General features: G+C 69.3%; 23 protein-coding genes. 12 read left to right on the top strand and 11 right to left on the bottom strand.

Annotated features, from left to right (window positions below):
* Positions 1-13: 13 nt before the first annotated feature.
* The gene (locus tag JOE57_RS19160; RefSeq protein WP_204917132.1) at positions 14-1,084 is read right to left on the bottom strand and encodes a methyltransferase; all 1,071 of its coding nucleotides are present in this window, start codon (positions 1,082-1,084) and stop codon (positions 14-16) included.
* Between the two features lie 137 nt (positions 1,085-1,221).
* On the opposite strand from JOE57_RS19160, the gene JOE57_RS07645 reads away from it, so the two are divergent.
* The 6 genes from JOE57_RS07645 to dcd all read left to right on the top strand — a co-directional run bounded on the left by JOE57_RS07645 (position 1,222) and on the right by dcd (position 7,857).
* A complete protein-coding gene (locus JOE57_RS07645) occupies positions 1,222-2,067 on the top strand; it encodes a siderophore-interacting protein (RefSeq protein ID WP_204917131.1) in 846 nt (281 codons plus the stop codon).
* A gap of 42 nt (positions 2,068-2,109) precedes the next feature.
* On the top strand, positions 2,110-3,534 hold the full coding sequence (locus JOE57_RS07640; RefSeq protein ID WP_204917130.1) for a DHA2 family efflux MFS transporter permease subunit: 1,425 nt from the start codon (positions 2,110-2,112) through the stop codon (positions 3,532-3,534).
* Between the two features lie 91 nt (positions 3,535-3,625).
* Positions 3,626-4,378: a protein phosphatase 2C domain-containing protein gene (locus JOE57_RS07635; protein ID WP_204917129.1), complete on the top strand. Its 753-nt coding sequence runs from the start codon at positions 3,626-3,628 to the stop codon at positions 4,376-4,378.
* Positions 4,375-5,829, top strand: coding sequence for an FHA domain-containing protein (locus JOE57_RS07630; RefSeq protein ID WP_204917128.1), 1,455 nt, complete (start codon positions 4,375-4,377; stop codon positions 5,827-5,829). The genes JOE57_RS07635 and JOE57_RS07630 overlap by 4 nt, the downstream gene beginning before the upstream one ends.
* A 108-nt stretch (positions 5,830-5,937) precedes the next feature.
* Positions 5,938-7,248 carry an RDD family protein gene (locus tag JOE57_RS07625; RefSeq protein ID WP_204917127.1) on the top strand — a complete coding sequence of 437 codons (1,311 nt, stop codon included), beginning with the start codon at positions 5,938-5,940 and terminating at the stop codon, positions 7,246-7,248.
* A 33-nt stretch (positions 7,249-7,281) separates the two neighbouring features.
* On the top strand, positions 7,282-7,857 hold the full coding sequence (gene dcd / locus JOE57_RS07620; protein ID WP_204917126.1) for a dCTP deaminase: 576 nt from the start codon (positions 7,282-7,284) through the stop codon (positions 7,855-7,857).
* 166 nt (positions 7,858-8,023) lie between these two features.
* Here the strand turns inward: dcd and JOE57_RS07615 are convergent, their stop codons facing one another.
* The 3 genes from JOE57_RS07615 to JOE57_RS07605 are packed head-to-tail and all read right to left on the bottom strand — an operon-like array spanning position 8,024 to position 10,306.
* Positions 8,024-8,794 (bottom strand): DUF4097 family beta strand repeat-containing protein, encoded by a 771-nt coding sequence (locus JOE57_RS07615; protein WP_204917125.1) that lies wholly within the window; start codon positions 8,792-8,794, stop codon positions 8,024-8,026.
* Positions 8,791-9,453 (bottom strand): hypothetical protein, encoded by a 663-nt coding sequence (locus tag JOE57_RS07610; RefSeq protein ID WP_204917124.1) that lies wholly within the window; start codon positions 9,451-9,453, stop codon positions 8,791-8,793. Before JOE57_RS07610 ends, JOE57_RS07615 begins: the two co-directional genes overlap by 4 nt.
* A gap of 58 nt (positions 9,454-9,511) precedes the next feature.
* Positions 9,512-10,306, bottom strand: a complete 795-nt coding sequence (locus JOE57_RS07605; RefSeq protein ID WP_204917123.1) for an SDR family NAD(P)-dependent oxidoreductase — start codon at positions 10,304-10,306, stop codon at positions 9,512-9,514.
* 146 nt (positions 10,307-10,452) lie between these two features.
* On the opposite strand from JOE57_RS07605, the gene JOE57_RS07600 reads away from it, so the two are divergent.
* On the top strand, positions 10,453-10,989 hold the full coding sequence (locus tag JOE57_RS07600; RefSeq protein WP_239578880.1) for a hypothetical protein: 537 nt from the start codon (positions 10,453-10,455) through the stop codon (positions 10,987-10,989).
* Positions 10,990-11,000: 11 nt separating this feature from the next.
* Here JOE57_RS07600 and JOE57_RS07595 read toward each other — a convergent pair whose 3' ends face one another.
* Positions 11,001-13,169: a heterodisulfide reductase-related iron-sulfur binding cluster gene (locus tag JOE57_RS07595; RefSeq protein ID WP_204917122.1), complete on the bottom strand. Its 2,169-nt coding sequence runs from the start codon at positions 13,167-13,169 to the stop codon at positions 11,001-11,003.
* A 164-nt stretch (positions 13,170-13,333) separates the two neighbouring features.
* Complete coding sequence (locus JOE57_RS07590; RefSeq protein ID WP_204917121.1) at positions 13,334-14,044, bottom strand: hypothetical protein; 711 nt, start codon at positions 14,042-14,044, stop codon at positions 13,334-13,336.
* A 200-nt stretch (positions 14,045-14,244) separates the two neighbouring features.
* Here JOE57_RS07590 and JOE57_RS07585 point away from each other — a divergent pair, with 200 nt between their 5' ends.
* The 5 genes from JOE57_RS07585 to JOE57_RS07565 all read left to right on the top strand — a co-directional run bounded on the left by JOE57_RS07585 (position 14,245) and on the right by JOE57_RS07565 (position 19,963).
* A complete protein-coding gene (locus tag JOE57_RS07585; protein ID WP_204917120.1) occupies positions 14,245-15,774 on the top strand; it encodes an ATP-binding cassette domain-containing protein in 1,530 nt (509 codons plus the stop codon).
* Positions 15,771-16,430 (top strand): ABC transporter permease subunit, encoded by a 660-nt coding sequence (locus tag JOE57_RS07580; protein WP_204917119.1) that lies wholly within the window; start codon positions 15,771-15,773, stop codon positions 16,428-16,430. The genes JOE57_RS07585 and JOE57_RS07580 overlap by 4 nt, the downstream gene beginning before the upstream one ends.
* Positions 16,427-17,113 (top strand): ABC transporter permease, encoded by a 687-nt coding sequence (locus JOE57_RS07575; protein ID WP_204917118.1) that lies wholly within the window; start codon positions 16,427-16,429, stop codon positions 17,111-17,113. The genes JOE57_RS07580 and JOE57_RS07575 overlap by 4 nt, the downstream gene beginning before the upstream one ends.
* Before the next feature lie 46 nt (positions 17,114-17,159).
* Positions 17,160-18,080, top strand: coding sequence for an ABC transporter substrate-binding protein (locus JOE57_RS07570; RefSeq protein WP_204917117.1), 921 nt, complete (start codon positions 17,160-17,162; stop codon positions 18,078-18,080).
* 221 nt (positions 18,081-18,301) lie between these two features.
* Positions 18,302-19,963: a bifunctional 3'-5' exonuclease/DNA polymerase gene (locus JOE57_RS07565; RefSeq protein ID WP_204917116.1), complete on the top strand. Its 1,662-nt coding sequence runs from the start codon at positions 18,302-18,304 to the stop codon at positions 19,961-19,963.
* Positions 19,964-20,008: 45 nt separating this feature from the next.
* Here JOE57_RS07565 and JOE57_RS07560 read toward each other — a convergent pair whose 3' ends face one another.
* The 5 genes from JOE57_RS07560 to JOE57_RS07540 form a co-directional block, all read right to left on the bottom strand.
* A complete protein-coding gene (locus tag JOE57_RS07560; protein ID WP_204917115.1) occupies positions 20,009-21,046 on the bottom strand; it encodes an enolase C-terminal domain-like protein in 1,038 nt (345 codons plus the stop codon).
* Positions 21,047-21,110: 64 nt separating this feature from the next.
* Positions 21,111-21,755: a response regulator transcription factor gene (locus JOE57_RS07555; protein WP_204917114.1), complete on the bottom strand. Its 645-nt coding sequence runs from the start codon at positions 21,753-21,755 to the stop codon at positions 21,111-21,113.
* 13 nt (positions 21,756-21,768) lie between these two features.
* Complete coding sequence (locus JOE57_RS07550; protein WP_204917113.1) at positions 21,769-23,043, bottom strand: sensor histidine kinase; 1,275 nt, start codon at positions 23,041-23,043, stop codon at positions 21,769-21,771.
* A 582-nt stretch (positions 23,044-23,625) separates the two neighbouring features.
* Positions 23,626-25,140: a sensor histidine kinase gene (locus JOE57_RS07545; RefSeq protein WP_204917112.1), complete on the bottom strand. Its 1,515-nt coding sequence runs from the start codon at positions 25,138-25,140 to the stop codon at positions 23,626-23,628.
* On the bottom strand, positions 25,140-25,871 hold the full coding sequence (locus tag JOE57_RS07540; protein ID WP_204917111.1) for a response regulator transcription factor: 732 nt from the start codon (positions 25,869-25,871) through the stop codon (positions 25,140-25,142). The genes JOE57_RS07545 and JOE57_RS07540 overlap by 1 nt, the downstream gene beginning before the upstream one ends.
* Positions 25,872-25,903 lie beyond the last annotated feature (32 nt).

Genomic DNA, 25,903 nt, shown 5'->3' with positions numbered 1-25,903 from the left:
AGTCTCGTCCCGCTCAGCGTCGGCGCGTTCGGGCCACCGAGTAGCCCGGGTCCTGACGGACGATCTCGGTCGGTCCGACCTCGCGCCGGAGCTCACCTCGGTAGGGAAGGTGCGAGTTGAAGACGGTCCACATCTCCCCGCCTGGCGCCAGCACTCGGCCGGCGTCGGCGATCATCTGCAGAGCCGTGCTCGAGTCACGGCTGGTGCCTCGGTGGAAGGGAGGATTGCACAGGATGAGGTCAGCACTTTGGGACGGCACCTCGCGCAGCCCGTCCGCACGCAGCACCGTGACCCGCTCCGTGAGCTGGTTCGCCGCCGCCGTCTCCGTCGCCGACCGGCAGGCGGCCGAGGACTCGTCGATCGCCAGCACCTGGGCCCGGGGTCGGGCCCTGGCCAGGCAGCAGGCCAGCACGCCGGTGCCGCAGCCGACGTCGATCACCCTGCTCGCGGAGGGTGGCACCTCGTCCAGCACGGAGAGCAGCAGCCTGGTGCCGTGGTCGATGCCTGCTCCGGCGAATGCCGCCCCGTGTGCGCACACCACCAGGCCCAGGTCCTCGTGCTGCCGTCGCTGCGGCCAGCGCGCTTCGCCGACGGGCCGAGGGTCGCTCGCTCGCAGGACCCGGGACTTCTGTCGGCCGAGGCTGGCCCCGACCCGACCGAAATGCTGCGCCAGGACGTCGTTCATCGCGCGGGTCATGTGTTTCACGCGACCACCGGCGAACAACTGCAGCTGCCCTGCTGCCGCGCCGGCTGCCGCCGCAGCGATCTCATCCAGCGCAGCGACGCTCTTGGGCAGTCGGAGCAGCAGCACCGACGCGCCCGCTACCGCCGCAGCGACCGAGTCCACAACGGTCAACCGGTCGTCGAGCCCGAGCTCCGCGGCCTCCCGACGGACCGCCTGCTCGGCCAACAGCGAGTCGCAGACCACTCGGACGGCCAGCTGCGGGTGGCGCCGGGCGGCGGAACAGGCCAGCAGGCCGGAGACATCGTCAACCACCGCAACGACGTCGGCACCGGTCAGAGCAGCGTCGGCCTCGTCGAGCAGCAGTCGATCCACCGGGTCGCTCGACAGGGGTTCATTCACTCGCTCAGGGTAGGTGGCGGACCGCCAGCATGCACACCGACGCGGCTCACCGGGAAGTTAGGCTAACCTAATAAAACCGAGACCGAGTACGTGTCGTTCGATAGGTCTACCCACACTCCGAAGATGAGGTATCGCCCATGCCGGAAGTACCCAGCCGCAAGCGTGTCGTCCGCAGCATCACCGTCGCCCGGACCGAGCAGCTCACCCCGGACATGGTGCGGGTGACCTTCACCGGCGACGACCTCGCCACCCTGCCCGACCTGCCGTTCACCGACCACTACGTCAAGCTGTTCTTCCCGCCAGCCGGTGCCGACTATGCGTGGCCGTTCGACCCGGACGAGCTCAGGGAGCGGCTGCCCGCCGACCAGCGCCCGGTGACGCGTACCTACACCATTCGCAGCTTCGACCGGGGCACCGGCGAATTGGCCATCGACTTCGTGGTTCACGGCGACGAGGGACTGGCTGGCCCCTGGGCTGCGCGGGCAAGGCCGGGCGACAGCATCGGCTTCTCCGGCCCCGGTGGTGCCTGGGCACCGCCGGCCGAAGCAGACAGCCACCTGCTGGTCGGTGACGAGGCGGCCATCCCCGCCATCGCCGCCGCGCTGGACCGGCTGCCGGCGCAAGCCACCGCGCGGGTCTTCCTCGAGGTGGCCTCGCCCGATCACGAGCAACCGCTGCCGCTGACCGACGACACCGTGGTCGAGTGGGTGCACCGCGGCGAGCACGGCCTCGGCTCCGGCATGGCGCTGGCAGCAGCAGTGCGGGCCGCCGGGCTTCCAGAGGGCCGGTTGTCGGCCTTCGTGCATGGCAACGCCGAGATGGTCCGCGACCTGCGCCGGTTCCTGTTCGTGGAGAAGGGCGTCGACCGGAAGCAGGTGTCGATCTCCGGCTACTGGCGCCCGGGCCAGACCGAGGACCGCTGGCAGGCGACGAAGCGCGAGTTCAATCGGCAGATGGACGAGGAGGAGTCCGCCGTCGCCTGAGTGTCAGACTGGGCAAATGGCCCCTGACCTGACAGTCCGCCGTTGAGCGGAGTCAACCAGAAGGTCGCCGTCGCTGTCGTCTACGTGTCCGGGTTGTTCATGAACATCATGGACATGACGATCGTCAACGTAGCGCTGCCGCAGATCGCCTCGGTGCTGCAGGTGTCGAGGGCCGACATCGGCACCATCTCGATCGCCTACCTGGTCAGTCTGGCGGTGGCCATCCCCGCCTCCGGCTGGATGGGGGATCGGTTCGGGCACCGCCAGGTGCTGCTGGTGGCCATCGTGCTGTTCACGATCGCCTCCGGACTGTGCGGAAGCGCGCAGAGCCTTGAGCAGCTGGTCGGCTTCCGGGTGCTGCAGGGCCTGGCCGGAGGGATGATGACCCCAGTCGGGATGGCGTTGCTGATGCGTACCTTCCCGCCGGCCGAACGGGTCCGGGCGGCGAGCATCCTCACCATTCCGACGGCGCTGGCTCCCGCCCTCGGACCGGTGCTCGGCGGCCTGCTGGTCACCACCTTGTCCTGGCGCTGGGTGTTCTGGGTCAACCTGCCGATCGGGCTGCTGGCGGTCGCTTTCGGGCTGATCTTCCTGAGGAGGCGGCCGCTTGACCATGCCGGCCGGTTCGACCTGCTCGGGTTCGTCCTGTCCGGCGTCGGCTTCGGCGGACTGATGTTCGGCATCTCCGAAGGCGCCTCGATGGGGTGGACGTCACCCCAGATCGTGGTGGCGCTGGTCGCCGGCGTGCTGCTGGTCACGGTCCTGGTGTTCCACCAGCTGCGGGTGCGGGAGCCGCTGCTCGGGCTGCGCATCTTCACCAACCGGCTCTTCGCCTTCACCTCGACCACGATGTTCCTGGCGTCGGCCGGCTTCCTCGGCTCACTGTTCGTGGCGGCGCTGTTCTTCCAGCTGGGGCTGCGCCTTGACGCCCTGCAGGCCGGGTTGCTGATCTTCCCGGAGGCGATCGGGGTGATGACCGGCGCTCAGGTGGTCAGCCGGGTGCTCTATCCACGTCTCGGGCCGCGATGGACGATCTTCGTCGGGTTGATCGGCTCGGCGGCCATGATGAACCTGATGTGGACGGTCACCGACAGCGACCAGGCCTGGCAGACCCGGCTGATCATGTTCGCACTCGGCTTCTTCCAGTCGCACAACATCGTCTCGTCCCAGGCGGCAGCCTTCGCCCAGATCAGTCACCAGGACATGGGTCGTGCCACCGCACTGCTCAACGCGGGCCGGCAGCTGGGCAGCGCCGTCGGCGTGGCGACGCTGGCCACCGTAATGGCCGCCCTCGCAGCCCCCGCGCAACCCGATGCCGGGCCGGGGCTGCTGGGGTTCCACCTGGCCTTCACGGTGGCGTCGGTCTTCTCGTTGGTCGGGCTGGTCACGGTGCTGCAGATCGACAACGCCGACGCCGCCGAGACCGTACGCGGGGGGAAGTCTCCGGCAGCAGCGACCCGCAGTTGAGCGTTCGGCCGCGCCCACCTGCGCCGCCCGGCGGCCCCCGAGCGTCAGGTCGGGCTGCGCGGCGGCACGCCATCGGACTATTGTCGGCCTCGTGCACCCCCTCGATGTCGGCGCCGTGACGCACCGCGGCATGGTGCGGGCGGTGAACGAGGACGGCATCCTGGCGGTCCCGCCCGTATTCGTGGTCGCTGACGGGATCGGCGGGGCGCGGGGTGGTGCAACGGCGAGCTCACTGGTGGTCGAGCAGTTCGCCATCCTGGCGCAACGGGAGCCCATCCGGCCAGACGACGTCCGGCACGCGCTGGAGGAGGCCCACGCGCACGTCCGCGCGCTGCATCAGCAGAGTCTGCCCGGCGCCGGCACGACCGCCTGCGGCGCGGTGGCCGTGGAGCTCGACCGCGAGCCGCACTGGTTCGTCTTCAACATCGGTGACAGCCGGATCTATCGGACCGAGGGCGAGGACCGCTCCCTGGTCCAGTTGAGTGTCGACCATTCGCACGTCCAGGAGCTGGTCGACGCGGGTGCCATCACCGCCGCCCAGGCAGCGGTCCACCCCGGCCGTAACCTGGTCACGAGGGCTGTGGGCTCGGAGGAGCAGTTCGACCCGGACTTCTGGCTGCTGCCGATGGTGCCCGGTGAGCGGCTGTTGATCTGCTCCGACGGCCTGCTGCGCGAGGTCCCGCTGGCGACGGTGCAGGACGTGGTCCGTCGGGCCGAGTCGGCACAGGCGGTCGTCGACCACCTGCTCGATCTTTCGCTGCGCGCCGGGGCACGGGACAATGTGTCGGTGATCATGGTCGAGGTCGGCAGGGAACGGGCAGCCGAGGACGGGTCCGGACGATGACTCAGGGCGCAGAACCCGATCCGGTGGGCCGGTGGCGGGCCAGCTATGCGCCGGGTGACTGGCTGGTGCTGTCCGGACCGACCTCACTCGTGGTGCTGCAGCCCGCCTCGCCCGAATGGTCGACGCTGATCAGCACGATCTGGGAGGGCGTCCTCGGGGCCGGCACCATGACGGAGCTGGCGTCGGTCCTGGCCCGTCACCGGATCGACCAGATGCCGAGCTTCGCCGCCTTCTTCTGGGCCGGTGACGAGATGCGTTCGCTGGTCCGCGGCGACGTCCGGCTGGTCGAGCCGGCGAGCGGGGACACCCTGGCTGACGGGCACGGGATCCAGACCTGGAGCGAGCTGGGGCTGGGTCAGGTCCCGCGGGTCCGGGTCGACCTGCCGCAGTCGGTGCCCGGCCCGCGGCTGCAGCTGCCGCTGGTGGTGGGGGTCGTCACCGCGTCGTCGCTGCTGATCGACACGTCCGAGACGGCGCTGGTGTTCTCGCCGCAGAGCGCAGCGCCGGAGGAGGCGCCCCGCCCGTTGGCAGAGACGGCGGCGGTGCCGCACGTGCCCGAGCCGCCGATCACCGCTGCCGACACCACCGCGGAGGATTCCGAGAGGGCCGAGGGTCACGGTTCACCGGCAGAGGGGGCCGCGCCCCAATCGGCGGCCACGCCGGAGTCCGCGTCGGTCGAACCGGGAGGCGAGCCGACACCCGAGCCCGGGCCTGAGTCGACGCAGGACTCGGACGTGGGCGAGCCGGAGCCGACCGAGCCCACCGCATACGCCCGGCAACCCGAGCTGCCCGAGTCGCCGCCCCCGGTGGCCACCGGCCCCGCGGCAAGCCCACCACCCGTCGGTCCACCGGTCGGGGCCGCGGTCGGCACAGGATTGGAGCCCACGGTCGGGCTCCCGGATCTCGGCCCCTGGGGTCTGCAGCTCGAGCAGCCAGCCCCCGAGCCGGTGGCGTCGGCGCCAGTGGCTGCCCCGCCGGTGGAGGTGGGCGGCCCGTCGCCCGGTCCAGAGGGTGGCCCGGAGCTCCCCGCCACCGGTGACGACAACGAGACGGCCGACACCGCGTTGATGGAGGCGGTGCCGCCGCAGCAGCCTCGCCGGTCGGGGGTGGCGATCCTGCGTTCGACGACCGGTCAGGTGGTCCAAGTGGACCGTCCGGTGCTGATCGGTCGGTCCCCGGTCGTCGACCGGTCCACCGGCGCCCCGGAGCCGCTGCTGATGGTCGTGCCGAGTCCGGGCCAGGACATCAGTCGTACGCACCTGCTGGTGGAACCGCGCGGCTGGCAGGTGGAGGTGACCGATCTGCATTCCACCAACGGCACGTTGCTGCTGGTGCCGGACTCCGAGATAGGTCCGCAACGGCTGGAACCGGGCAGGCCGGTGACCGTCGGGATCGGCTGCCAACTGGAGCTCGGTGACGGTGTCACCATCTCCGTCGACCCGGCGGAATGAGCCAGGTGGGCGGGCCCTGTCCGGTGCGCTGCGCCTGCTCGGCCATAGATTTGCGCCTGGACGTGAACGACTGCAGCATGCCGCACCCGGTCAGTGAGGAGTCTGAACATGGAAACGCCGAAAGCGGTGCCGACAGCCGGGTTGCCCCCCGGCGTCGAGCCGGGTGACCTGCTCAAGAGGTTCCTGGCGCACCTGATCGACTCGGTCGTCCCTGCCCTGGTGGTCGGCGTACTCACCGGAATCCAGTTGGCGATGGACCCGGGAGCCGGCCAGGTCGTGGTCGTACTGATCGAGGTGCTGCTGCTGCTGGGATGGTTCGTGCTGCTGTGGTGGATGTTCGCGACGCGCGCCGCCGGGCCCGGGATGCGGCTGATGAAGCTCCAGCTGGTCGGTCTGGCCGACGGTCGGCCGATCGGCTGGGTCCGCTTCCTGCTGCGCAGCCTGGTGCTGTTCGGTCTCGGTCTGACCGGGATCGGCACCATCATCATGCTGGTCCTTCTGGTCCAGCATCCGCGACGTCAGGGCTGGCATGACCTGGTCGCCAACTCGGTAGTGATCAAGGAACGGGTGCTCGCGCCCGCGCAACGGAGGCAGCCACAGGGGATCGGACAGGCGCAGCCGGACTACCGCGGTCACTCCTCCCAGACCTCGGCCACCGGTGGACCGGCCGCCTACGGCCCGCAGCAGAGTCCCTACCGGCAGCCGTCGGCTGGCTCGGCAGCCAGCGCGCCGGCATCAGCGCCCGATGCGGTTGCGCCGTCGGCAGGCCCTCAGCAGGGGTACGACCAGGCAGCGCAGTACGACCAGGCAGCGCAGTACGACCAGGCAGCGCAGTACGACCAGGCGCCCGCGTACGACCAGGGGCAGCAGTTTCGGCAGCAGCCGCAGGGTCAGCCGTCGGCGCCGGAGTACGGTCATCAGCCGCCCGGCTCCTACCCGTCGCTTCCGACCACGCCGCCGCCGGCACCCGTGTCGCCGTCGGCGCCGATCAGCTATCCGGCCGCCGGTTTCCCTCCCGGGCCCGCCGCCGCGCAGCCCGTCGGTCCCGTGGATGTGCCGGCCATGCCCGGCGATGGGCGACCGCTGGAGGAGGGCTGGAGCATCGAGCTGGACGACGGCCGCGAGATCGCCATCGAGGGACTCGCGCTGCTGGGCCGCAACCCGCAGCCGCGGCCTGGCGAGCAGGACGTGCAGTTGATCAAGTTCGCCGACGAGACCCGTACGGTGTCCAAGACCCACCTGGCGATCGGGGTGGACGCCGGTGGGCCCTATGTGATGGATCGCGGTTCCACCAACGGATCCACGCTCACCGACGAGTTCGGGGTGTCCAAGCGTTGCCCGGCCGGCGACGTGGTGCCGGTGAAGGAGGGGCTGGTGGTGTCGTTCGGGGACCACTGGCTCAAGATCAAACGGAGTTGAGCGTCGGCAGGCCCGACACAGTAAGGTCGGCCCATGCTGCTTTCGGATCGTGACATCAAGGCCGAGGTCGACGGCGGGCGGATCGCTCTCGAGCCGTACGAGGCCGAGATGGTGCAGCCGTCCAGCATCGACGTCCGGCTGGACCGGTTCTTCCGGGTGCTGGAGAACCACCGCTATCCGCACATCGACCCGGCCGAGGAGCAGTCCGAGCTGACCCGGCTGGTCGAGCCGGAGGGGGACGAGCCGTTCATCCTCCATCCTGGGGAGTTCGTGCTGGGATCGACCTACGAGGTCGTGACCCTGCCCGACGACGTGGCCGCCCGGCTCGAAGGCAAGTCCTCGCTCGGCCGGCTGGGACTGCTGACGCACTCCACCGCCGGCTTCATCGACCCTGGCTTCTCCGGCCATGTAACCCTTGAGCTCTCCAACGTGGCGACGTTGCCGATCAAGCTCTGGCCGGGGATGAAGATCGGCCAGCTCTGCTTCTTCCGGCTCTCCTCACCGGCGGAACACCCGTACGGCTCGGACAAGTACGGCTCGCGCTACCAGGGCCAGCGTGGCCCCACCCCCAGCCGCTCCCACCTGAACTTCCACCGCACGAAGATCTGACCCCTCCTTGGGGGGTCGCGGGTCGGCGGTGGTCGGTTTCCCAAGTCAACTTGGGTTTCTGTCACATGACGGGGCAAATTTGCCCCGTCATGTGACAGTTCCCCTAGTTGACTTGGGAAACCGACACGGGCGGCCGAGGGACCGACACGGCGCGCCGAGGGACCCGTCAGGCGCGGTAGACGGCGATCTCGCCGGAGGCGGTACGGGCCCGGATGGAGACGAACGGCTCCCCAGGGGCGGGCTCGCCGCTCGGCTCGATGGTGATCCGGATGTCGCCGGAGACCGAGTTCAGGTCCAGCCAGGCCGGCAGGTCGTCGGCGACACCGACAGTGATCGAGCCGGAGGCGGAGCGGAGATCGACCGAGCCCAAGGTGGACGGTACGGAGATGTCGCCGGAGCCGGAGTTGGCCCGGAGGTCAGACAGCAGCGACCTGATCAGCAGGTCTCCGGAGCCGGACTTCGCATGCACCGGGCCATGGGCCTCGTCGATCACGACATCACCCGAACCGGTGGTCAACCGGGCCGAGCCGCCGTGCAGCCGACCGACGGCGATGTCGCCGGAGCCGGTGCCGCACTCCAGGTCGCCGGCGCCAGGCAGGTGCACGTCGCCGGAACCGGAGGTGATCTTGGCCCGGCCGACGTCGGCGGTGATGGAGATGTCGGCCGACCCGGACGAGATGTCGTATGACAGCTCGGGTGGGACGCTCAGCCGCAGATGGGCGGTGGAGCCGCGGAACGGCCGGTTGGGCATCTCGATCCGCAGGTGGTCGCGGTCCTGCCGGACCTCGATGGCGCTCAGGAACGCCTCGTCGGTCGCATTCAACGACCCCTCGACGGTGTCCTCCAGGGTGCCCGGTTCGATGGTGATCGAGCCGGAGCCGAAGTGGTCGATGGAGATCTGCCGGACGTTGCTGTAGTCGAAAGTGCGGAAGCTCATCGGACCCACCCCTGCACGTTGCCGCGGGGGCCGTTGCCGCGGTGTCCCCGGTCGCCCGGTCCGCGCCGGTTCCGGCCGCCGTCACCGGGTTCGCCGAACAGCCCGTTGGGTCCGAACGGGCCATGCGGACCGAACGGTCCGTTGGGTCCGAACACGCCGAGCGGTGGCATCGGGGGCTGTGGCGGCTGCGGCCATTCACCACGACGGCGGTCGCCGAGGGCGTCCATCACGGCGCGCATCAGCCAGGCGTTGGTGGAGATGCCGTCAGCCGAGGCCGCCTCATCGACCCTGTTCTTGACCGAGCTGGGCAACCGCAGGCTGATCCGGGCGACCGGTTCGTCGTCCAGATCGGCGTCCGGCTCCGATGCCGTCTGCTCCTCGGGCTGGGGGAGCAGCAGGGTCGGCTCGCCACTCGTCTCCGGCACCGACACCACGAACTGCGGGTTACCGCCCGACATTCGGAGGTCGACCGAGGCGGGTGCCAGCTCGGCGCTGATGTCTCCGGCGGCGTCCGAGAGGGCCTGGATGAGCGCTAGCCGGGTGGAGGACTCGAGGGCCGCGCCCAACTTGAGCGCCACTTGTTGGCTGTGTTCGTCGGCCAGGGCCGCGGCATTGGCGACACCCTCACGGACCGACTCGACGTACGGTGAAAGATCCATGACGCCAGCATGACATCACAATGGCGTTACCACAAGCGCTCGTGGCGTCACAGTTGCGCTACTTGCGCTCCGCTGATCGGGCGACCAGTCGCCAGGGCAGAAACCGGACCGCTTGAATCCCGATCCGGAGGGCAGAGCCGGGCACCACCACCGATCGGCCGCGCTTCAGACCCTCCCAGCCGGCCGTCGCCACCTCGGCCGCGGACAGCACCGGCATCAGCGGGTTGGACCGCCGGCGAATCGGCGCATATCCCGCGACCGCAGCGAACTCGGTGTCGACCGGTCCCGGGCAGAGCGTCGTCACCTGGACCCCGGTGCCTTGCGTCTCCACGGTCAGCGCCTGGCTGAAGGACCGCACGAACGCCTTGCTGGCGTTGTACACCGCCTGGCCCGGGCCCGGGATGTACCCGGCGATCGAGGCGACGTTGAGGATGGCGCCATGCCCGCGATCGAGCATGCCGGGCAGCAGCAGCCCGGTCAGATGTACCAGCGAGGCGATGTTGAGCTGGATCATGGCCAGATCGGCGGCCAGGGCACGCCCGACGACGAACCGACCGTGACCGCCGACACCGGCGTCATTGATGAGCACGTCGACGGCGGCTCCGCCCAGGGCGGCGACGACCGCCTCGGCGCCGCCGGGGTCGGCCAGGTCCACCGGCACCGATGTGGCGTCGACGCCCAGCAGGACGCACTCCTTCGCCAGGGCCTCCAGACGCTCCGCCCGGCGTGCGACCAGGACTACGTCCAATCCATCGGCGGCCACCAACAGAGCGAGCTCGCGGCCGATCCCGGACGAGGCGCCGGTGATGACCGCACGACGCCGGGCGGCACGGCCGTCGGAGGGCGCGCTCATGTCCTGTCCGACCCGTACGTGTGGGCTACGTCCCCAGTCGTGATCGTGGTCATCACCCCTGTCGACGACGCTAACCACCCGGTCGTGCCCAGAACAGGGTCGATGGTCCTCCCGCGTCGCGGAGCAGGGGATGGCATGCTCTGAGCATGGATGTGGACCCGATGCAGGACACCGCGACGCCGGACAGCGCAGGGGCGGCGGACGTCGCCGCCGACGAACCCAGACCCGGGGATCTTCCCGTGCCCGGACACACGACGCCGCCCGGAGTCGACGATGCCACCATCGAGGCGCTGGGCAAGCTGTCGGAGGCCCTGGAGACCGCCGAACGGGCCCGTGGGCATCTCTACTCGTTCCACCAGCTGACCGGGTCGGCCGACATTGCGTTGGGTGAAGCGGTGAAGGCGCTGCGCTCCGCCGGGCACCAGCAGATCGCCGACCGCATCGACACGGAGCTGGTGGGTCGCAATGTGCTGCCGGGGCGATGGACGTTCCAGATCGTCGAGGCCTACGACGACGACTACTGGTCGCTGTTCCGGCAGCTCGAGCAGGAGGCCAGGGACCAGCTGGCCGTCGGCCGTCGGCACCTGTACGAGGCGCGGATGAAGCAGCGGGAGCGTACCGTCGGTCTGCCGGGCCACGAGGCGGGGCCGGCCGAGCCGCCCAGCGGTACAGATTCCGCCTAGTCCGCGACGGCTCAGCTGCGCTTGACCGACTCCAGCAGCAGTTGCGCCACGTCCAGCACCTCGACCGACTCACCGGCCGAGCCGTCCGCCTGTTTCGCGGTCAGGCCGTCGGAGAGCATCACCCGGCAGAACGGGCAGCCGGTGGCGATGGCCGCCGGGCCGTCGGTCGACGACAGCGTCTGCAGCGCCTCCTCGGTCCGGTTCAGGTTGATGCGGGTGCCGAGCTTCTCCTCCATCCACATCTGGGCCCCGCCGGCCCCGCAGCAGAAGGACTTCTGCCGGTTGCGCGGCATCTCGGCCACGGTGGAGCCCGGGATCGACCCAAGCAGGTCGCGCGGCGGGTCGTAGATCTCGTTGTGCCGGCCGAGGAAGCACGGGTCGTGGTAGGTGATCGTACGGCCGCCGACGCTTCCCTCGGCTGGGGCGATCGGGGTCAGCCTGCCCTCGCGCACCAGCCGGTTCAGCAGCTGGGTGTGGTGCACCACCTCCAGCTCGACGCCCACCTGCGGATACTCGTTCTTCAGGGTGTTGAGGCAGTGCGCGCAGGTCGTGACCACCTTGGTCGCCTTCGACTCCTTCAGGGTCTCGGCGTTCTCCACCGCGAGCAGCTGGAAGACGAACTCGTTGCCCGCTCGCCGCGCCGGGTCACCGGTGCAGGTCTCGCCATTGCCCAGCACGGCGAAGCTGACCCCGGCCGTGTGCAGGAGCTCGGCCACGGCCTGGGTGGTCTTCTTGGCCCGATCCTCGAACGCCCCCGCGCAGCCGACCCAGAAGAGGTACTCGACCTCGGTCAGGTCGGCCACGTCCTCGCCGACCACCGGCACCTCGAACGGCAGCCCCTTCGCCCAGTCCAACCGGCCGCGTGGACTCATGCTCCAGGGGTTGCCCTTGGTCTCCAGCCCCTTGAACAGCCCGTTCAGCTGGGACGGAAACTCCGACTCCATCATCACCTGGAACCTGCGCATGTCCATGATGTGGTCGACGTGTTCGATATCGACCGGGCACTGCTGGACGCAGGCGCCACAGCTGGTGCACGACCACAGCACGTCAGGATCGATGACCCCGGCATAGCCGGTCCCGTCGGTCTGGATCGGGCCCACCAGCGGTCGCTCCGCCTCGTCCTTGACCGACTGGGGGAGGTCGGCGCGAGCCGCCTCGGCCGCCTGCAGATAGGGCGCCTTCGCGTACGCGTGCTCGCGGAGGTCCATCACGAGCAACTTGGGTGAGAGCGGCTTCTCGGTGTTCCAGGCCGGGCACTGGGACTGGCAGCGACCGCACTCGGTGCAGGAGGTGAAGTCCAGCAGCCCCTTCCAGGTGAAGTCCTCCACCTTGCCGACGCCCAGGGTGGCGTCCTCGTCCAGCTCCTCGATCTGGGCGAAGTCCACCGGTCTTCCGTCGACCAGGACCGGCTTCAGGGCGCCGAGCGCCGGCCGGCCGGACGACTCGCGCTTGAACCAGATGTTGGGCCAGACCGTGAACCGGTGCCAGGCGACGCCCATGGTCGTGTTGAGCCCGATCACCACGAACCAGGCCATCGAGATGATGATCTTGACCGCCGCCACAAGGATGATCGACCGCTCCAGCGCCGGCGTCGACACGCCGGCGGGGAGCAGGAAGAAGGTGAGCGGGAAATGCACCCGGGTCGCGTCCGGGCCCAGCAGCCGGAACTCCATCGCCCGCAGCGCCAGGACGCAGAGCACGATGCCGAGGATGGTCAGCTCGACATAGACCGCCTGCCAGGTGCGGGAGCCGAAGAACCGGGAGCTGCGGCCGGAGTGGCGCAGCAGGAAGCGGACCGTCATCAGAAACACGATCGCCACCAGGCCGGCCCAGGCGATCAGCTCACTGGCCCACTCGTACACCACCCAGTGGCCGATGATCGGCAGCGCGAACCGGGGGTCGAACAGCTGTCCGTACGCCGTCACCAGGGTGAAGAAGAGCGCGCCGAAGGCGACGAACACGAACCAGTGCGCGATCCCGATCCGGTTCCACTGCAGCATCCGGGTGTGGCCGAGCGTCTCGGTGAGCAGGTGCCGCCAACGCGCGGCAGGGTTGTCGTTGCGTCCTGCGGTCGGTCGGCCCAGCCTCACCACGCCGACGATGGCGGCCACGGCCCGCGCGAACAGGCCGACCCCGACCACGGAGACAGCCAAGGCGATCACGATGGCGACAATCTGCACGGAGAACTCCATCCGAGTCGGGACCACCCAGCGTAGTGGTCTGGTGGCGCGCTCCCCGGCGACCGGCCGGGCGGGATCCACAGCCAAGGTTACCAGCGAGTAACTTCCAGCTCGGTCGATGACGCGGACCGGTGGCCGACCGGGCGCTGAATGGCCGGCTACACCTAGCGGCTGTGGTGCTGCGGCTGCTGACCGGCGGCCTGCGGTACGCCCTGCGGGGGCAAGCCCGGCTGCGGGAACCGGGCGCTCTCGGGATAGCCCGGATAGGCCTCGGTATACGACGGTGTCCAGGGTCCCGCCTCGACGGTCGCGTCGCTGCCGCGCCGCAGCGGACGGTCCAGCAACTTGGCCACCACAGCGAGCAGGATGGCCGGCAGGAAGCAGAGCAGGGTGACCGTCATCGCCACCAGAAGGTTGAAGGCGACACTCTGGTCCCCTTTCTGTGCCACCGCGATCGAGGCCATCGACAACAACAGGCCGACCGCGAGGGCCACCCAGTAGAAGACCCGGACCACCTTCGCCCTGGTGCGGTTGAGCGGGATCAGCAGGAGCGCACCGGCACGATCGCGGAGGGTCTTCACCCGAGGCATGGACTGGTCCTCGATCACCGCTGCGGCCACCGTGGCATAGGAGCGCTCGAGGTCGTCGAGGGCGCGGGCCGCCTTCTCCCGGTGGGATGCCTCGTCGGCGACCTTGGCGTGCGCGGTCAGCCAGGCATCGATGTAGGCCACCTCCTGAGTGGCCTGACGCAACGAACGGTCGCGCCGGTCCTCCCAGTCCCGCCGGTTGCGCCACTCCTTGAACCCGACGGCGAGAGCCGCCAGCAGAGCGGTCAGCATCGGCCCGATGACGGCAGCCAAGATCTGCGGATCCATGGTGGTTCCTCCTCTGCCGGGCATCCTAGGGCCAGGGCCTTCGCTGCCGCTGGGTGATGTGGTTGCAATTGGATGACGTCCATACCCCTCGCGCGGTCGTCAATATCCCCACCCGCCGAGCCGAGTCCGCGGAAAAGCGTCATCGGCCCGTTAGGGTCGTTTCGAACCCCCAACAGGTGGGGGCAGCAGATGAGGTTCGTGTGATCGAGTTCGAGTCAGTGAGCAAGCGCTACCGGGATGGGACGTCGGCCGTGGTCGACCTGAGCCTGACCATCCCCTCCGACAAGATCACGGTCATCGTCGGTCCGTCCGGCTGCGGCAAGACCACGACGCTGCGGATGATCAACCGGATGTTGGAGCCGACCTCGGGTCGGATCCTGTGGGACGGTGCGCCGCTGCGGTCGAAGCGCAAGACCGCGCTGCGCCGGCAGATGGGCTATGTGATCCAGAGTGGCGGGCTGTTCCCGCACCGCACCGTGCTCGAGAACATCGGCACCGTGCCCGGCCTGATCGGCTGGGACCGCGCCAAGACCCGGAAGCGGTCGCTGCAGCTGCTCAGCGACGTCGGCCTGGAACGCAAGCTGGCGAACCGCTACCCGGCACAGCTGTCCGGTGGGCAGCAGCAGCGGGTCGGAGTGGCGCGGGCGCTGGCTGCCGACCCGATGGTGATGTTGATGGACGAGCCGTTCTCCGCCGTCGACCCCGTGGTGCGGGCGGAGCTGCACGAGCTGTTCCTCGGCCTGCAGCGCGAACTCAGCAAGACCATCGTCCTGATCACCCACGACATCGACGAGGCGATCAAGCTCGGTGACCAGGTGGCCATCCTGCGGATCGGCGGCAAGCTCGCGCAGGTGGGTACGCCGCAGCAACTGCTGGACGAGCCCGCGGACGACTTCGTCGAGGGGTTCGTCGGTCGCGACCGTGGCTACCGGGCGCTCTCATTCCTGCCGGCCAGCGGGCTGTCGCTCAGCCGGGTCAAGGCCGTACGGGATCCCGCCTCGGCCACCGGGCCGGAGCCCACGCTGGTGATCGACGCCGATGCCCGGCCGTTGGGCTGGGCGGATGCCAGTCGTCCGGGTGAGGTGCTGCATCTGGGTGCCATCTTCGACCCCGAGCGGGACACGCTGCGGGCCGCACTCGACTCCGCGCTGACCTCGCCGGTAGGTCTTGCCGTTGCGGTCTCAGGACAGAGTGGCCGGTATGCCGGCATCGTGTCGCCGGCGGAGATCCTGTCCCAGGTGACCGACTCGCGCGCGTCGATCGCGCACTCGGTCTCGGTACGCCAGGCCGAGGCGAGGCTTGCCGCCGGAGGTGGCGACTCCGCCATCGCGGACGAGAATGCTGCCGACGCAGACCAGGCCGGAGGCGAGGCCGTCGCGGCAGACCAGGCGGAGGAGCAGTCGAACCGGGAGGGGCCGGGCACCGAGCGCGAGGTGCTGCTGGTCGGGGACGAGCCGGTGGAGATCGACCGTTCCACCGACGGGCCCGCGGCCACCGGGGTCCCGGAGGCGGCGGACGTGACCGCTCCCGACGCCGAATCGCCCGACACCGATTCGTCGGATACCGAGCACGCCGAGAGCGAGCACGCCGAGACCGAGCACGCCGAGCACGTCGCCTCGGGGGAGGCCGACGCCGAGCAGGACGGCGTCGGGCCCGCGCCCCGCCATGCCGACCTCGACGCCGAGCATGGTGAGGTCGGCCAGCACCCGGACGAGAAGTGGGAACGGTGAAGAGCCTCGACTGGACCTGGATCCAGAGCAACCTGAGCTACATCGGTGACCTGCTGCTCCAGCATGCCGTGCTCGCCATCCTCCCGGTGCTGGCCGCACTGGTGGTGGCGCTGCCGATCGGCTACCTGGTCTATCGGACCGGGCCGGTGGCGAACGGCTTCCTGTCGGTGTTCGGGGTGATCTACTCCATCCCGTCGCTGGCGTTGTTCGTGGCGCTGCCCGTCATCCTCGGCACCCAGATCCTCGACCCGCTCAATATCGCCGTCGCGCTGGCCATCTATTCGGCTGCGCTGCTGGTCCGCAGCGTCGTCGACGGCCTCCGCTCCGTCCCGGCCGACGTGAAGCAGTCGGCCACCTCGGTCGGCTTCGGTGCCGCGCGCCGGCTGCTGCGGGTCGAGCTGCCGCTGGCGATGCCGGTGATTTTCGCCGGGCTGCGGGTCGTCACCGTGTCCAACATCGCCCTGGTCAGCGTGGCTGCGGTAGTCGGCGGCGGCGCACTCGGGCAACTGTTCGACCGCGGCTTCCGGAACAGCTTCTACACCCCGATCATCGTCGGACTCGTGCTGACGCTGATCCTGGCCCTGCTGGCCGACGCGCTGATCCTGCTGATCCAGCGGGGCGCCCTGCCGTGGGCCCGAGGGAAGAGGGTCGCATGAACCTGTTCGCGTTCCTCGAGAACCCCGAGAACTGGCCCGGTCCCAACGGCATCTGGGCCCGGGTGGTCGAGCACCTGATCTTCACCGGCCTGTCCGTCGTGGTGGCTGCGCTGATCGCCATCCCCCTCGGCATCCTGATCGGCCACACCGGCCGCGGCAACTTCCTGGTGATCGGCGTCAGCAATGCGGCCCGGGCGATCCCGACCCTGGGTCTGCTGGTGCTGGTCGTCACCCTGCTCAGCACCGGCACCTGGCCTGTCGTCGCCTGCCTGGTCGTACTGGCGATCCCGGCCATCCTGACCGCGACCGCGGCCGGCATCCAGAACGCCGACCGCGAGGCGGTGCACGCCGCCCGCGCTCTCGGCATGACCCCGGGACAGGTCGTCAGCAAGGTCGAGTGGCCGTTGGCGCTGCCGTTGGTGATCTCCGGCCTGCGGAGCGCCACCCTTCAGGTGGTGGCCACTGCGACCGTCGCCGCGTTCGTCTCCTCCGGCGGCCTGGGCCGACTGCTGATCAACGGTCAGCGGCTGCAGGACTACCCGCAGATGTTCGCCGGCGCCGTGCTCGTTGCGGCGTTGGCTATTGTCTTGGATGTCGTTCTGGGGGCGATCGGCTGGGCCGTCGGCCGCAGAGCCCGCCCGAGGGGCAAGACCGCCGAATCGCCGGCAGCGGTCCCGGCATAACCTGAGTTCGACAGTAGGGAACTCCCACCTCGAAGGCGGAGCAGTTATGAAGATCATCAAGCGCACAGCGCTGGTCGCAGCCGCGGCAGCCGTCACCCTCGTCCTGGCCGCCTGCGGTTCCAACTCGAACCCGCTGTCCGGCGGGTCCGCCGCCCCGGACTCCGGCGGCCCGATCGTCGTCGGCTCGGCGAACTTCACCGAGTCCGAGGTGCTGGCCGAGCTCTACTCCCAGGCCCTGGTGGCCAAGGGCATCAAGGCCTCCACCAAGCCGAACATCGGCTCGCGGGAGGTCTACATCAAGGCCCTGCAGGACAAGTCGATCTCGATCGTGCCGGAGTACATCGGCAACCTGCTGCTCTATTTCGACAAGACGAGCACCGCCTCCACCAAGAAGGAGATCGAGGCGGCCCTGCCCGATGCGGTGGGATCGGACCTCAAGGTGCTCAAGTCGTCGGCAGCCGCCGACCAGGACGTCTATGTGGTGACGAAGCAGTTCTCCGAACAGAAGAACGTGAAGTCGCTCAAGGACCTGAAGCCGATCGCCTCCGGCCTGGTGCTCGGCGGCCCGACCGAGCTCCAGGACCGCGCCTACGGCCCGCCCGGACTGAAGGAGCTGTATGGCGTGACGTTCAAGGAGTTCAAGCCGTACGACGCCGTTGCCGTCAAGGTCAAGGACCTCAACGACAACAAGATCCAGGTGGCGACGTTCTTCACCACCGAGAGCGTGATCGCCGACAACGGCTATGTCGAGCTCGAGGACCCGTTCAGCATGATCCTGCCGCAGAACGTCGTTCCGCTGGTGCGTTCCGACGTGGCCGGGAACGACAAGGCCGTCGCCGCCCTCGAGGCGGTCCAGGCCGCGCTGACCACCGAGGACCTGACCGCGCTGAACAAGAAGGTCGACACCGACCGCCAGAACGCCAAGGACGTCGCCGCCGAGTGGCTCAAGTCCAAGGGCCTCGTCTAGGGGCTGCGCCCTTCCGGGGAGCCATCTGTGGGGGTCGGTTTCCCAAGTCGACTTGGGAAACGGTCACTGGGCACGGGAAATTTCCCGTGCCCAGTGACAGTTTCCCTGGCTCTGTGCCGGAATGGTGAACCGTCGCGAGTGCGATGAGAGGGGTACCCGCGCAGTCGCGCCCGGTTCCCGTCGCGCATCCCCCTGTCGGAGAGACGCACTACCCTCAGCGGGTGGACATTGTGCTGGCGCCAGTCGAGAGCGGGGCGACACTGATCACCCTCGGTCCCGATCTGCGCCCGACCACCAGCAGCACCGTCGGGTGGCCCGACCTGGGACCGGCGGTCGAGGAGTACGAACGGCAGTCTCCCCGTTGGATCTGGGCCGAGACCGCTGCGCTGTATCCGCGACTGCTCCGGGCCGGGACCACCGTCGGTCGGTGCTTCGACCTGCGGCTGTGCCATGTGATCGTGCGCAACGCGACTGCCACCGCCACCTCGGAGCTCGCCCGGTCGGCCACCGGGCCGTGGGACGTGCCTGTGGTGCCCCTGGACGACCAGGGCCCGACCCTGCTCGACGACTCCGAACCCATCGGTGCCTTCAGCGCCGATCTCGTGCTGGCCGAGTACCGGTTGGTTGACGAGGCGGTGCGTCAGGCCACCGACCCGGGCCGGCTGCGAATGCTGCTCGCCGCCGAGTCCGCCGGCGCGCTGGTGGCCGCCGAGATGAAGTTCCGGGGGCTGCCCTGGCGGACCGATGTCCATGATCAGCAGTTGACCGAGCTGCTCGGGCCGCGACCGCGCCAGGGCGGCCGACCGCCGACCCTGGAGGATCTCGCCGTCCGGATCCGCGAGCTGCTCGAGGCGCCCGGGCTGAACCCCGACTCTCCGGTGGAGCTGCTGCGGGCGCTGCGGGCGAACGGGATCGAGGCGACCACGACCCGGAAGTGGGAGCTGGAGAAGTTCTCCCATCCAGTGATCGACCCCCTGCTGCGGTACAAGAAGCTGTCCCGGCTGCTGGCAGCGAACGGTTGGGTGTGGATGGACAGCTGGGTGCGGGACGGTCGGTTCCATCCCGACTACGTACCGGGCGGCGTGGTGACCGGCCGGTGGGCCACCAGCGGTGGGGGTGCCCTGCAGCTGCCGAAGCAGATCCGCCGGGCGGTGATGGCTGACCCGGGCTGCAAGCTGGTGGTGGCCGACGCGGCCCAGCTGGAGCCGCGGGTGCTGGCGGCCATGTCCCGCGACGAGCGGATGGCCGAGGCCAGTCGTGGGCTCGATCTGTATCAGGGGCTGGTCGACGCCGGCATCGTGGACAACCGGGCGCACGCCAAGGTGGCGATGCTCGGTGCACTCTACGGCGCGACTTCCGGCGAGGCGGGTCAGCTGATGCCGCGGCTGATGCGCGCCTACCCCAAGGCCACCCAGTGGGTGGAGGACGCGGCCCGCAGCGGTGAGCGTGGCGAGGTGGTCAGCACCTGGCTGGGCCGCAGCTCGCCGCGACCCCCGCAGTCCTGGCAGCAGGTCCAACGCCGCGCCAGCGAGGTCGATGCCGGTCAGCTCGACGAACGGCTGGCCCGTCGCAGGGCACGCGACTGGGGTCGGTTCACCCGCAACTTCGTGGTGCAGGGGACGGCGGCCGAATGGGCGCTGTGCTGGATGGCCAACCTGCGCCACCGGCTCAGGACGCTGGCGCGAGCAGGGGAGATGGACCCCCACCTGGTCTTCTTCCTGCATGACGAGGTCATCGTGCACACCCCGGGCTCGCTCGCACCGGCTGTGGAGGCGGCGATCCACCAGGCCGCCGACGAGGCCGGTCGGTTGCTCTTCGGCAGCTTTCCGGTCGAGTTCGCGGTCAAGACGGTGACTGTCGACAACTACGGCGAGGCGAAGTGACCCGGGTGGTGGAGCAGAAGGCAGGGCGCCGGCGGGTCACACCGCTCAGCCGGGCAGCCGCCAGCCCAGCCCGGGCGAGTCCGGTGCCACCAGATCGGCGTTCGAGTCCAGTCGAGGATCTGCCCGGACGGGGTTGGAGACGACCAGCGACTCGTAGTAGGTCGTGTTGGGGATGGCCATGCACAGATGCTCGTTCGGCAGTCCGCCGCCGTGCACCTCGGCGCGCAGCTGGAAGGAGTCGGCCAGGTGGGCGACCCGGAGGGCGCCGGTGAGGCCGCCCTTGAACCCGGCGCTGGTCCGCACATAGGTGGCGTTGGTCTGGGAGATGAAGTCGGCGACGGTCCAGTGCGCGCCCTCGGCCACCTCGGCCACCAGCAGTGGTACGTCGACCGCAGCGCCCAACCGCCGGTAGGAGCCGATGCTGTACTCCTTCATCGGCTCCTCGTACCAGAGGTAGCGCGCCTCGGCCAGAGCGCGACCGACATAGACCGCGTCGGCCAGGTCCCAGCCGGCGGAACCGTCGAACATCAGGTCGACGGTGGGCCCGACGTGGTCTCGCAGCGCCTGGGACAGCTCTGCGTCGCGTCTGGCGTCGCCCCACGCGTGCAGCTTGATCGCTGTGTAGCCGAGTGCCAGGCACTGATCGGCCACGTCCAGGTATTCCTCAACGGACCCGAAGGTGACCGTGCTGGCGTAGGCCGGGATCCGATCGCGATAGCCGCCCATCAGCCGATGCACCGGCAACCCTGCAGACTGGCCGGCGATGTCCCACAGGGCGATGTCCACCAGCCCGACGACGGTGGTCGGCATGTACTCCAGCCGGTTGATCTCCCAGATCCGCTGCCACAACAACTCCCGAGCCAATGGGTCCCGACCCACCAGCTCGTCGGAGAACTGGGCCTCCACCAAGGCCTGGACGCTGACCAGCTTGGTTGTGTGGGCGCGCCCGACCACGCCGTCGTCGGTCTCGATCACCAGGAACCCCTGGGGCTCGGACGTCGGCCGCCTCGGCAGCCCGTCCCGCCACGGCAGGGTGACGGCCGGTTCGTCCATCGGCTCGGTGCGCACATCCACGATCTTCATCTGGGCCTCCCGGCTGGAAAACTACATCCTCCGGAACATGATCGTCATCGGGGGGCTGGCAAGTTCAGCGAGCCTTGAGCCAGGCCAGCACCGCGAGCACGCGCCGGTTGTCAGAGCCGACGTCCGGCAGGTTGATCTTGCTGAAGATGTTGGACACGTGCTTCTCGACCGCCCCGGCGGATACCACCAGCTGGGCCGCGATCGCGGAGTTGCTCCGGCCCTCGGCCATCAGCCCGAGCACCTCGCGTTCGCGGGGAGTCAGCTGCGCCAGCGGGTCGGAACGCCGGGCCACCAGCAGCTGCGCCACCACCTCGTGGTCGAGCACGGTGCCGCCCTCGGAGATTGTCCGCAACGCGTCGGCCAGCGTCTCCAGCGAGGTGACGCGGTCCTTGAGCAGATAGCCGACCCCGCCACGGCCGTCGGACAGCAGTACGTCGGCGTAGGACAGCTCGATGTAGGCCGAGAGCATCAGCACACCGAGATTCGGGTCCCGTTTGCGCGCCTCCACCGCCGCCTTGATCCCGTCGTCGGTCATCGTCGGGGGCATGCGTACGTCGACGACGGCTACGTCTGGGTGGTATTCGTCGACCGCGGCCAGGAAGGAGGGCGCATCCTCCACGGACGCCACGACGTCACAGTCGATCTCCTTGAGCAGCCGGACCAGGCCCTCACGAAGGAGCACCGAATCGTCGGCGACAACTACCCGCATGCAACCAAGACTGTCACGAGCCCGGTGGTAGCACCGGGATGGTGGCGATGATCTGGGTCGGGCCGCCGGCGGGTGAGGAGATGGTCAGAGTGCCGTCGACGCCCGCCAACCGGTCCGAGAGGCCGGCCAGGCCATGGCCCTTGGCGATGCTGGCACCGCCGATCCCGTCGTCGGTGATGCTGATCACTGCTCGTGAGCCGAGCTTGTGGACCTCGACGTCGCAGTGTTCGGCGCCGCTGTGCTTCTCCATGTTGGCCAGCGACTCCGCGATCACGAAGTAGGCCGCGTTCTGTGCCGCGTCGGAGAGGTCGATGTCAGGGATGTCCACCGTGGTGCTGGCGTGACCGCGGGCGACCAGGGCCGTGATCGCTGCCCGCAGGCCCTGCTCGGAGAGGATCGGCGGCGCGATTCCCCGGGACAGGCTGCGGATCTCGGCCAGCGCATCCTGGGAATGCTTGAGGGCCTGGGCCAGCATCGACTTGGCTTCGGCCGGGTTGGTGTCGACCCGGCGCTGCGCTGCCGTGATGTCCATCCCGAGCCGCACCAGCCGCTGCTGTGGGCCGTCGTGCAGGTCACGTTCGAGACGGCGGAGGGTGTGCAGTTCGGCGTCGCCGGCAGCCGCCCGGCTGATCGCGAGCTCACTGAGCTGTTGCCGCAGCGCCGAGTTCTCGTCCACCAGGAGCCCTCGGGCGATACCGGCATGCAGCAGCATCAGCCCACGGAGCACGAAGGGCGCGGTGACCAGCAAAAGCATGCCGAGGATGGCGTTGACGATGATGTCTGCCAGTTCGCCGTGGTAGCCCATCAGCCACGCGAGGCCCTGCCGATGCTCGGGCAGCCATCGGCTCCAGAACCAGTACGTCACGCCGCCGACGCCGCCGGCCACCCAGATCATGGCCATTGGGAAGGTGACCAGACTGATCAGGAAGGTGATCAGGATGTGCAGCAGATCACGCCAGGATTGCGCGTGCCCGAGGCGCCGCAGTCGGCTGCGCAGGCCCGTCCCACCGTGCGGGTAGATCGGGCTGATCAGGTGCACGCCGGCGCTCGCCAACAGGCTGCGCTGGAACCGGGCGAATCCGCCGGCCACGATCAGCGCGCCCAGCAGCACGAACAGCCCGATCACCGTCCAGAAGGTCGCCACGCCGAGAAGGAAGACGGGGGCGGTGATGAGGAAGCCGAACAGGGACAGGATGAAGGAGCCGACAAGGTAACCGAAGTTGCGTCCTGAGCGGGCCAGTGAGCCTGCCGGCAGCATCCCCTCTGAGGTGACCCGCAGCTCGCCCATGACGTCATCATTGCGGATCGCACCGACAGTTCCGCGCCCCAAGCCCGTGACGTGCCCTGAGCTTGTCGAAGGGCCTGATCCGGTCACGTGCCCTGAGCTTGTCGAAGGGCCTGATCCGGGCACGTGCCCTGAGCTTGTCGAAGAGCTTGGGTTGTTGGGTTGGCCTTCGACAGGCTCAGGCCGCGTGGGGGGTCGGTCGTGCTCTGGCGGGGGTACGTGCCCTGAGCTTGTCGAAGGGCCTGGGTTGCTGGGTTGGCCTTCGACAGGCTCAGGCCGCGTGTGGGGTCGGTCGTGCTCTGGCGGGGGTACGTGCCCTGAGCTTGTCGAAGGGCTTGGGTTGTTGGGTTGGCCTTCGACAGGCTCAGGCCGCGTGGGGGTTTGGCCTTCGACAAGCTCAGGCCGCTGGCCGACAGGCTCAGGCCGCTGGCCGACAGGCTCAAGCCGGGGGCCGCCGTCGTCGCTCTGGTCTCGTGTTGCCATCCTCACCCTTCCAGCATCCAGTCTGCCCGCCCGATCAGCCATCCGGCTGCCAGGTGACTTCGCGCTGGGGTTATCCCCCCACAGGGTGGTGGTTGGCGGTGGTCAGTCGGCAGGCCGCGGAGGCGTGTGGGCGAGCGGCAGTCTGATCTGGAACTCCGTCCGTCCGGGCTCGCTGTCCACAGCAACAGTGCCGTGGTGGGCCTCGACGACGGCAGCGACGATGGCCAGGCCGAGGCCGGTACTGCGCCCGCTGACGGAGCCGGCCGACCGTACCCTGCTGGTGTCGGCCCGGGTGAAGCGTTCGAAGACCTGGTCGAGGATCTCCGGCGGGATACCGGGGCCGTCGTCGGTCACGGTGATCACCGCGTCGTCGCCGTCGAGACTGATCCCGGTCTCCACCTTGGTGCCCGGAGGCGTGTGGGTGCGGGCATTCGCCAGCAGGTTGGCGACTACCTGATGCAGCCGATGCTCGTCGCCGAAGGCGGTCACCGGTTCCTCCGGCAGCCGCAGCGACCAGACGTGCTCCGGTCCGGCAGCACGGGCGTCGCTGGCGGCGTTGATCACCAGCTCGGTCAGGTCGACCGGACGCAGGTCCAGCGCAGGCCCCGAGTCGAGCCGCGCCAGCAGCAGCAGATCCTCGACCAGCGCCGACATCCGCTCCGCCTCCGACTCGATCCTGGTCATCGCGTAGGCGGTCTCCTCCGGGACTTGGTCGCGTTGCCGACGGGTCAGCTCTGCATAGCCACGGATGGCGGCCAGCGGGTTGCGAAGCTCGTGCGAGGCGTCGGCGACGAACTGGCGTACCTTCATCTCGCTGGCCTGCCGCGCAGCCAGAGCCCCGTCGACGTTGTTGAGCATGTGGTTGAACGCCTGACCGACCCGGCCGACCTCGCTGGCCGGGTTGGCGTCCTCGGCCGGCACCCGCACCGCCAGCGCCACCTCGCCCCGGTCGAGCTGCAGCCGGGACACCTGCTGGGCGGTGGCTGCCATCCGGTTCAACGGTCGCAGGCTGTTCTTCACCAGGCTGCGTCCGACCAGGGCGATGCCGCCGACGGCGAGCAGCGACAGCGCGATCTCGACTCCCACCAACTGAGTCAGGGTGTGGTCGACCGGGAACAGCGCGACGCCCACCACGACGAACCCGGGGGCCGGGACGCCGTCGCTGATGATGGTGGCCCCGTAGGCCACCACCCTGTAACGGCCCAGATCCTCCAGGGTGATCGAGCTCTTGGTGCCGTCAGGATCGAGCCGTTTGAGCTGAGTCACCGCCTCCGGGGACAGTTTCGGGCGCTGGCCGCGCTCCTCGAGGATGGCGCTGTCGGAGGTGCCGTTGTTCGCGAAGGCCGCGACGATGGTTCCGATCGGCTGCCCGGGCTGCAGCAGGCCGCCGCGCGGGCCGTCACCGTCCCCTGCGCCGTTGCGGTAGCGGTCGGTGACGGTGTCGAGCTGGCGATCGAGCTGACCCATGAGAAGCTGGCGGGTGGCCAGTGTGGTGGCGCTGCTGAGCAGGATCGCCACCGCGGCCACCAGCAGCACGACCCGGAGGATGAGCTTGCGACCGAGAGTCCCGCGCCCGAACGGGCTCGGCGTCGTCACCACCGGCTGGGTATCGGTCATCACACCGCCGGGCGCAGGACGTACCCGGCACCGCGCATGGTGTGGATCATCGGCGGGTGGCCGTTGTCGATCTTCTTCCGCAGGTACGAGATGTAGAGCTCGACCACGTTGGCTTGGCCACCGAAGTCGTAGTTCCACACCCGGTCGAGGATCTGGGCCTTGCTCAGTACGCGGCGAGGATTGCGCATCAGATAGCGCAGCAGCTCGAACTCGGTGGCGGTCAGCTGGATCTCCACCCCGGCCCGGGTCACCTCATGGCTGTCCTCGTCCAGGGTCAGGTCGCCGACAACGAGAGTGGAGTCGCTCTTGGTCAGGGCTGCGCCGGTCCGCCTAAGCAGTGCGCGGAGCCGGGCGATCAGCTCTTCGAGGCTGAACGGCTTGGTGACATAGTCGTCGCCGCCGGCAGTCAGGCCGCCGATCCGGTCCTCCACCGCATCCTTCGCGGTGAGGAAGATGACCGGCACCTCGGGTGATTCGGCACGGACCCGACGCATCACCTCCAGGCCGTCGAAGTCGGGCAGCATCATGTCGAGCACGATCGCGTCCGGCCGGACCTCCCGGGCCGCCTTGACCGCCTCCGCCCCGGAGCCGGCTGTGCTCACCTGCCAGCCCTCGTACCGCATGGCCATGGAGAGCAGCTCGGTCAGGCTCGACTCGTCGTCGACGGCAAGGATCCGGACCGGCGTCCCGTCCGGTCGGGTCAGGGGCGTACGGCTATCAGCGCTCGACATGGATCAAGACTGGCACCGCAGCCGTGGTTGCC

It is taken from the genome of Microlunatus panaciterrae (genome assembly GCF_016907535.1).
Lineage (GTDB): Bacteria > Actinomycetota > Actinomycetes > Propionibacteriales > Propionibacteriaceae > Microlunatus > Microlunatus panaciterrae.
This window is presented reverse-complemented; position numbering and strand designations above follow the sequence as displayed.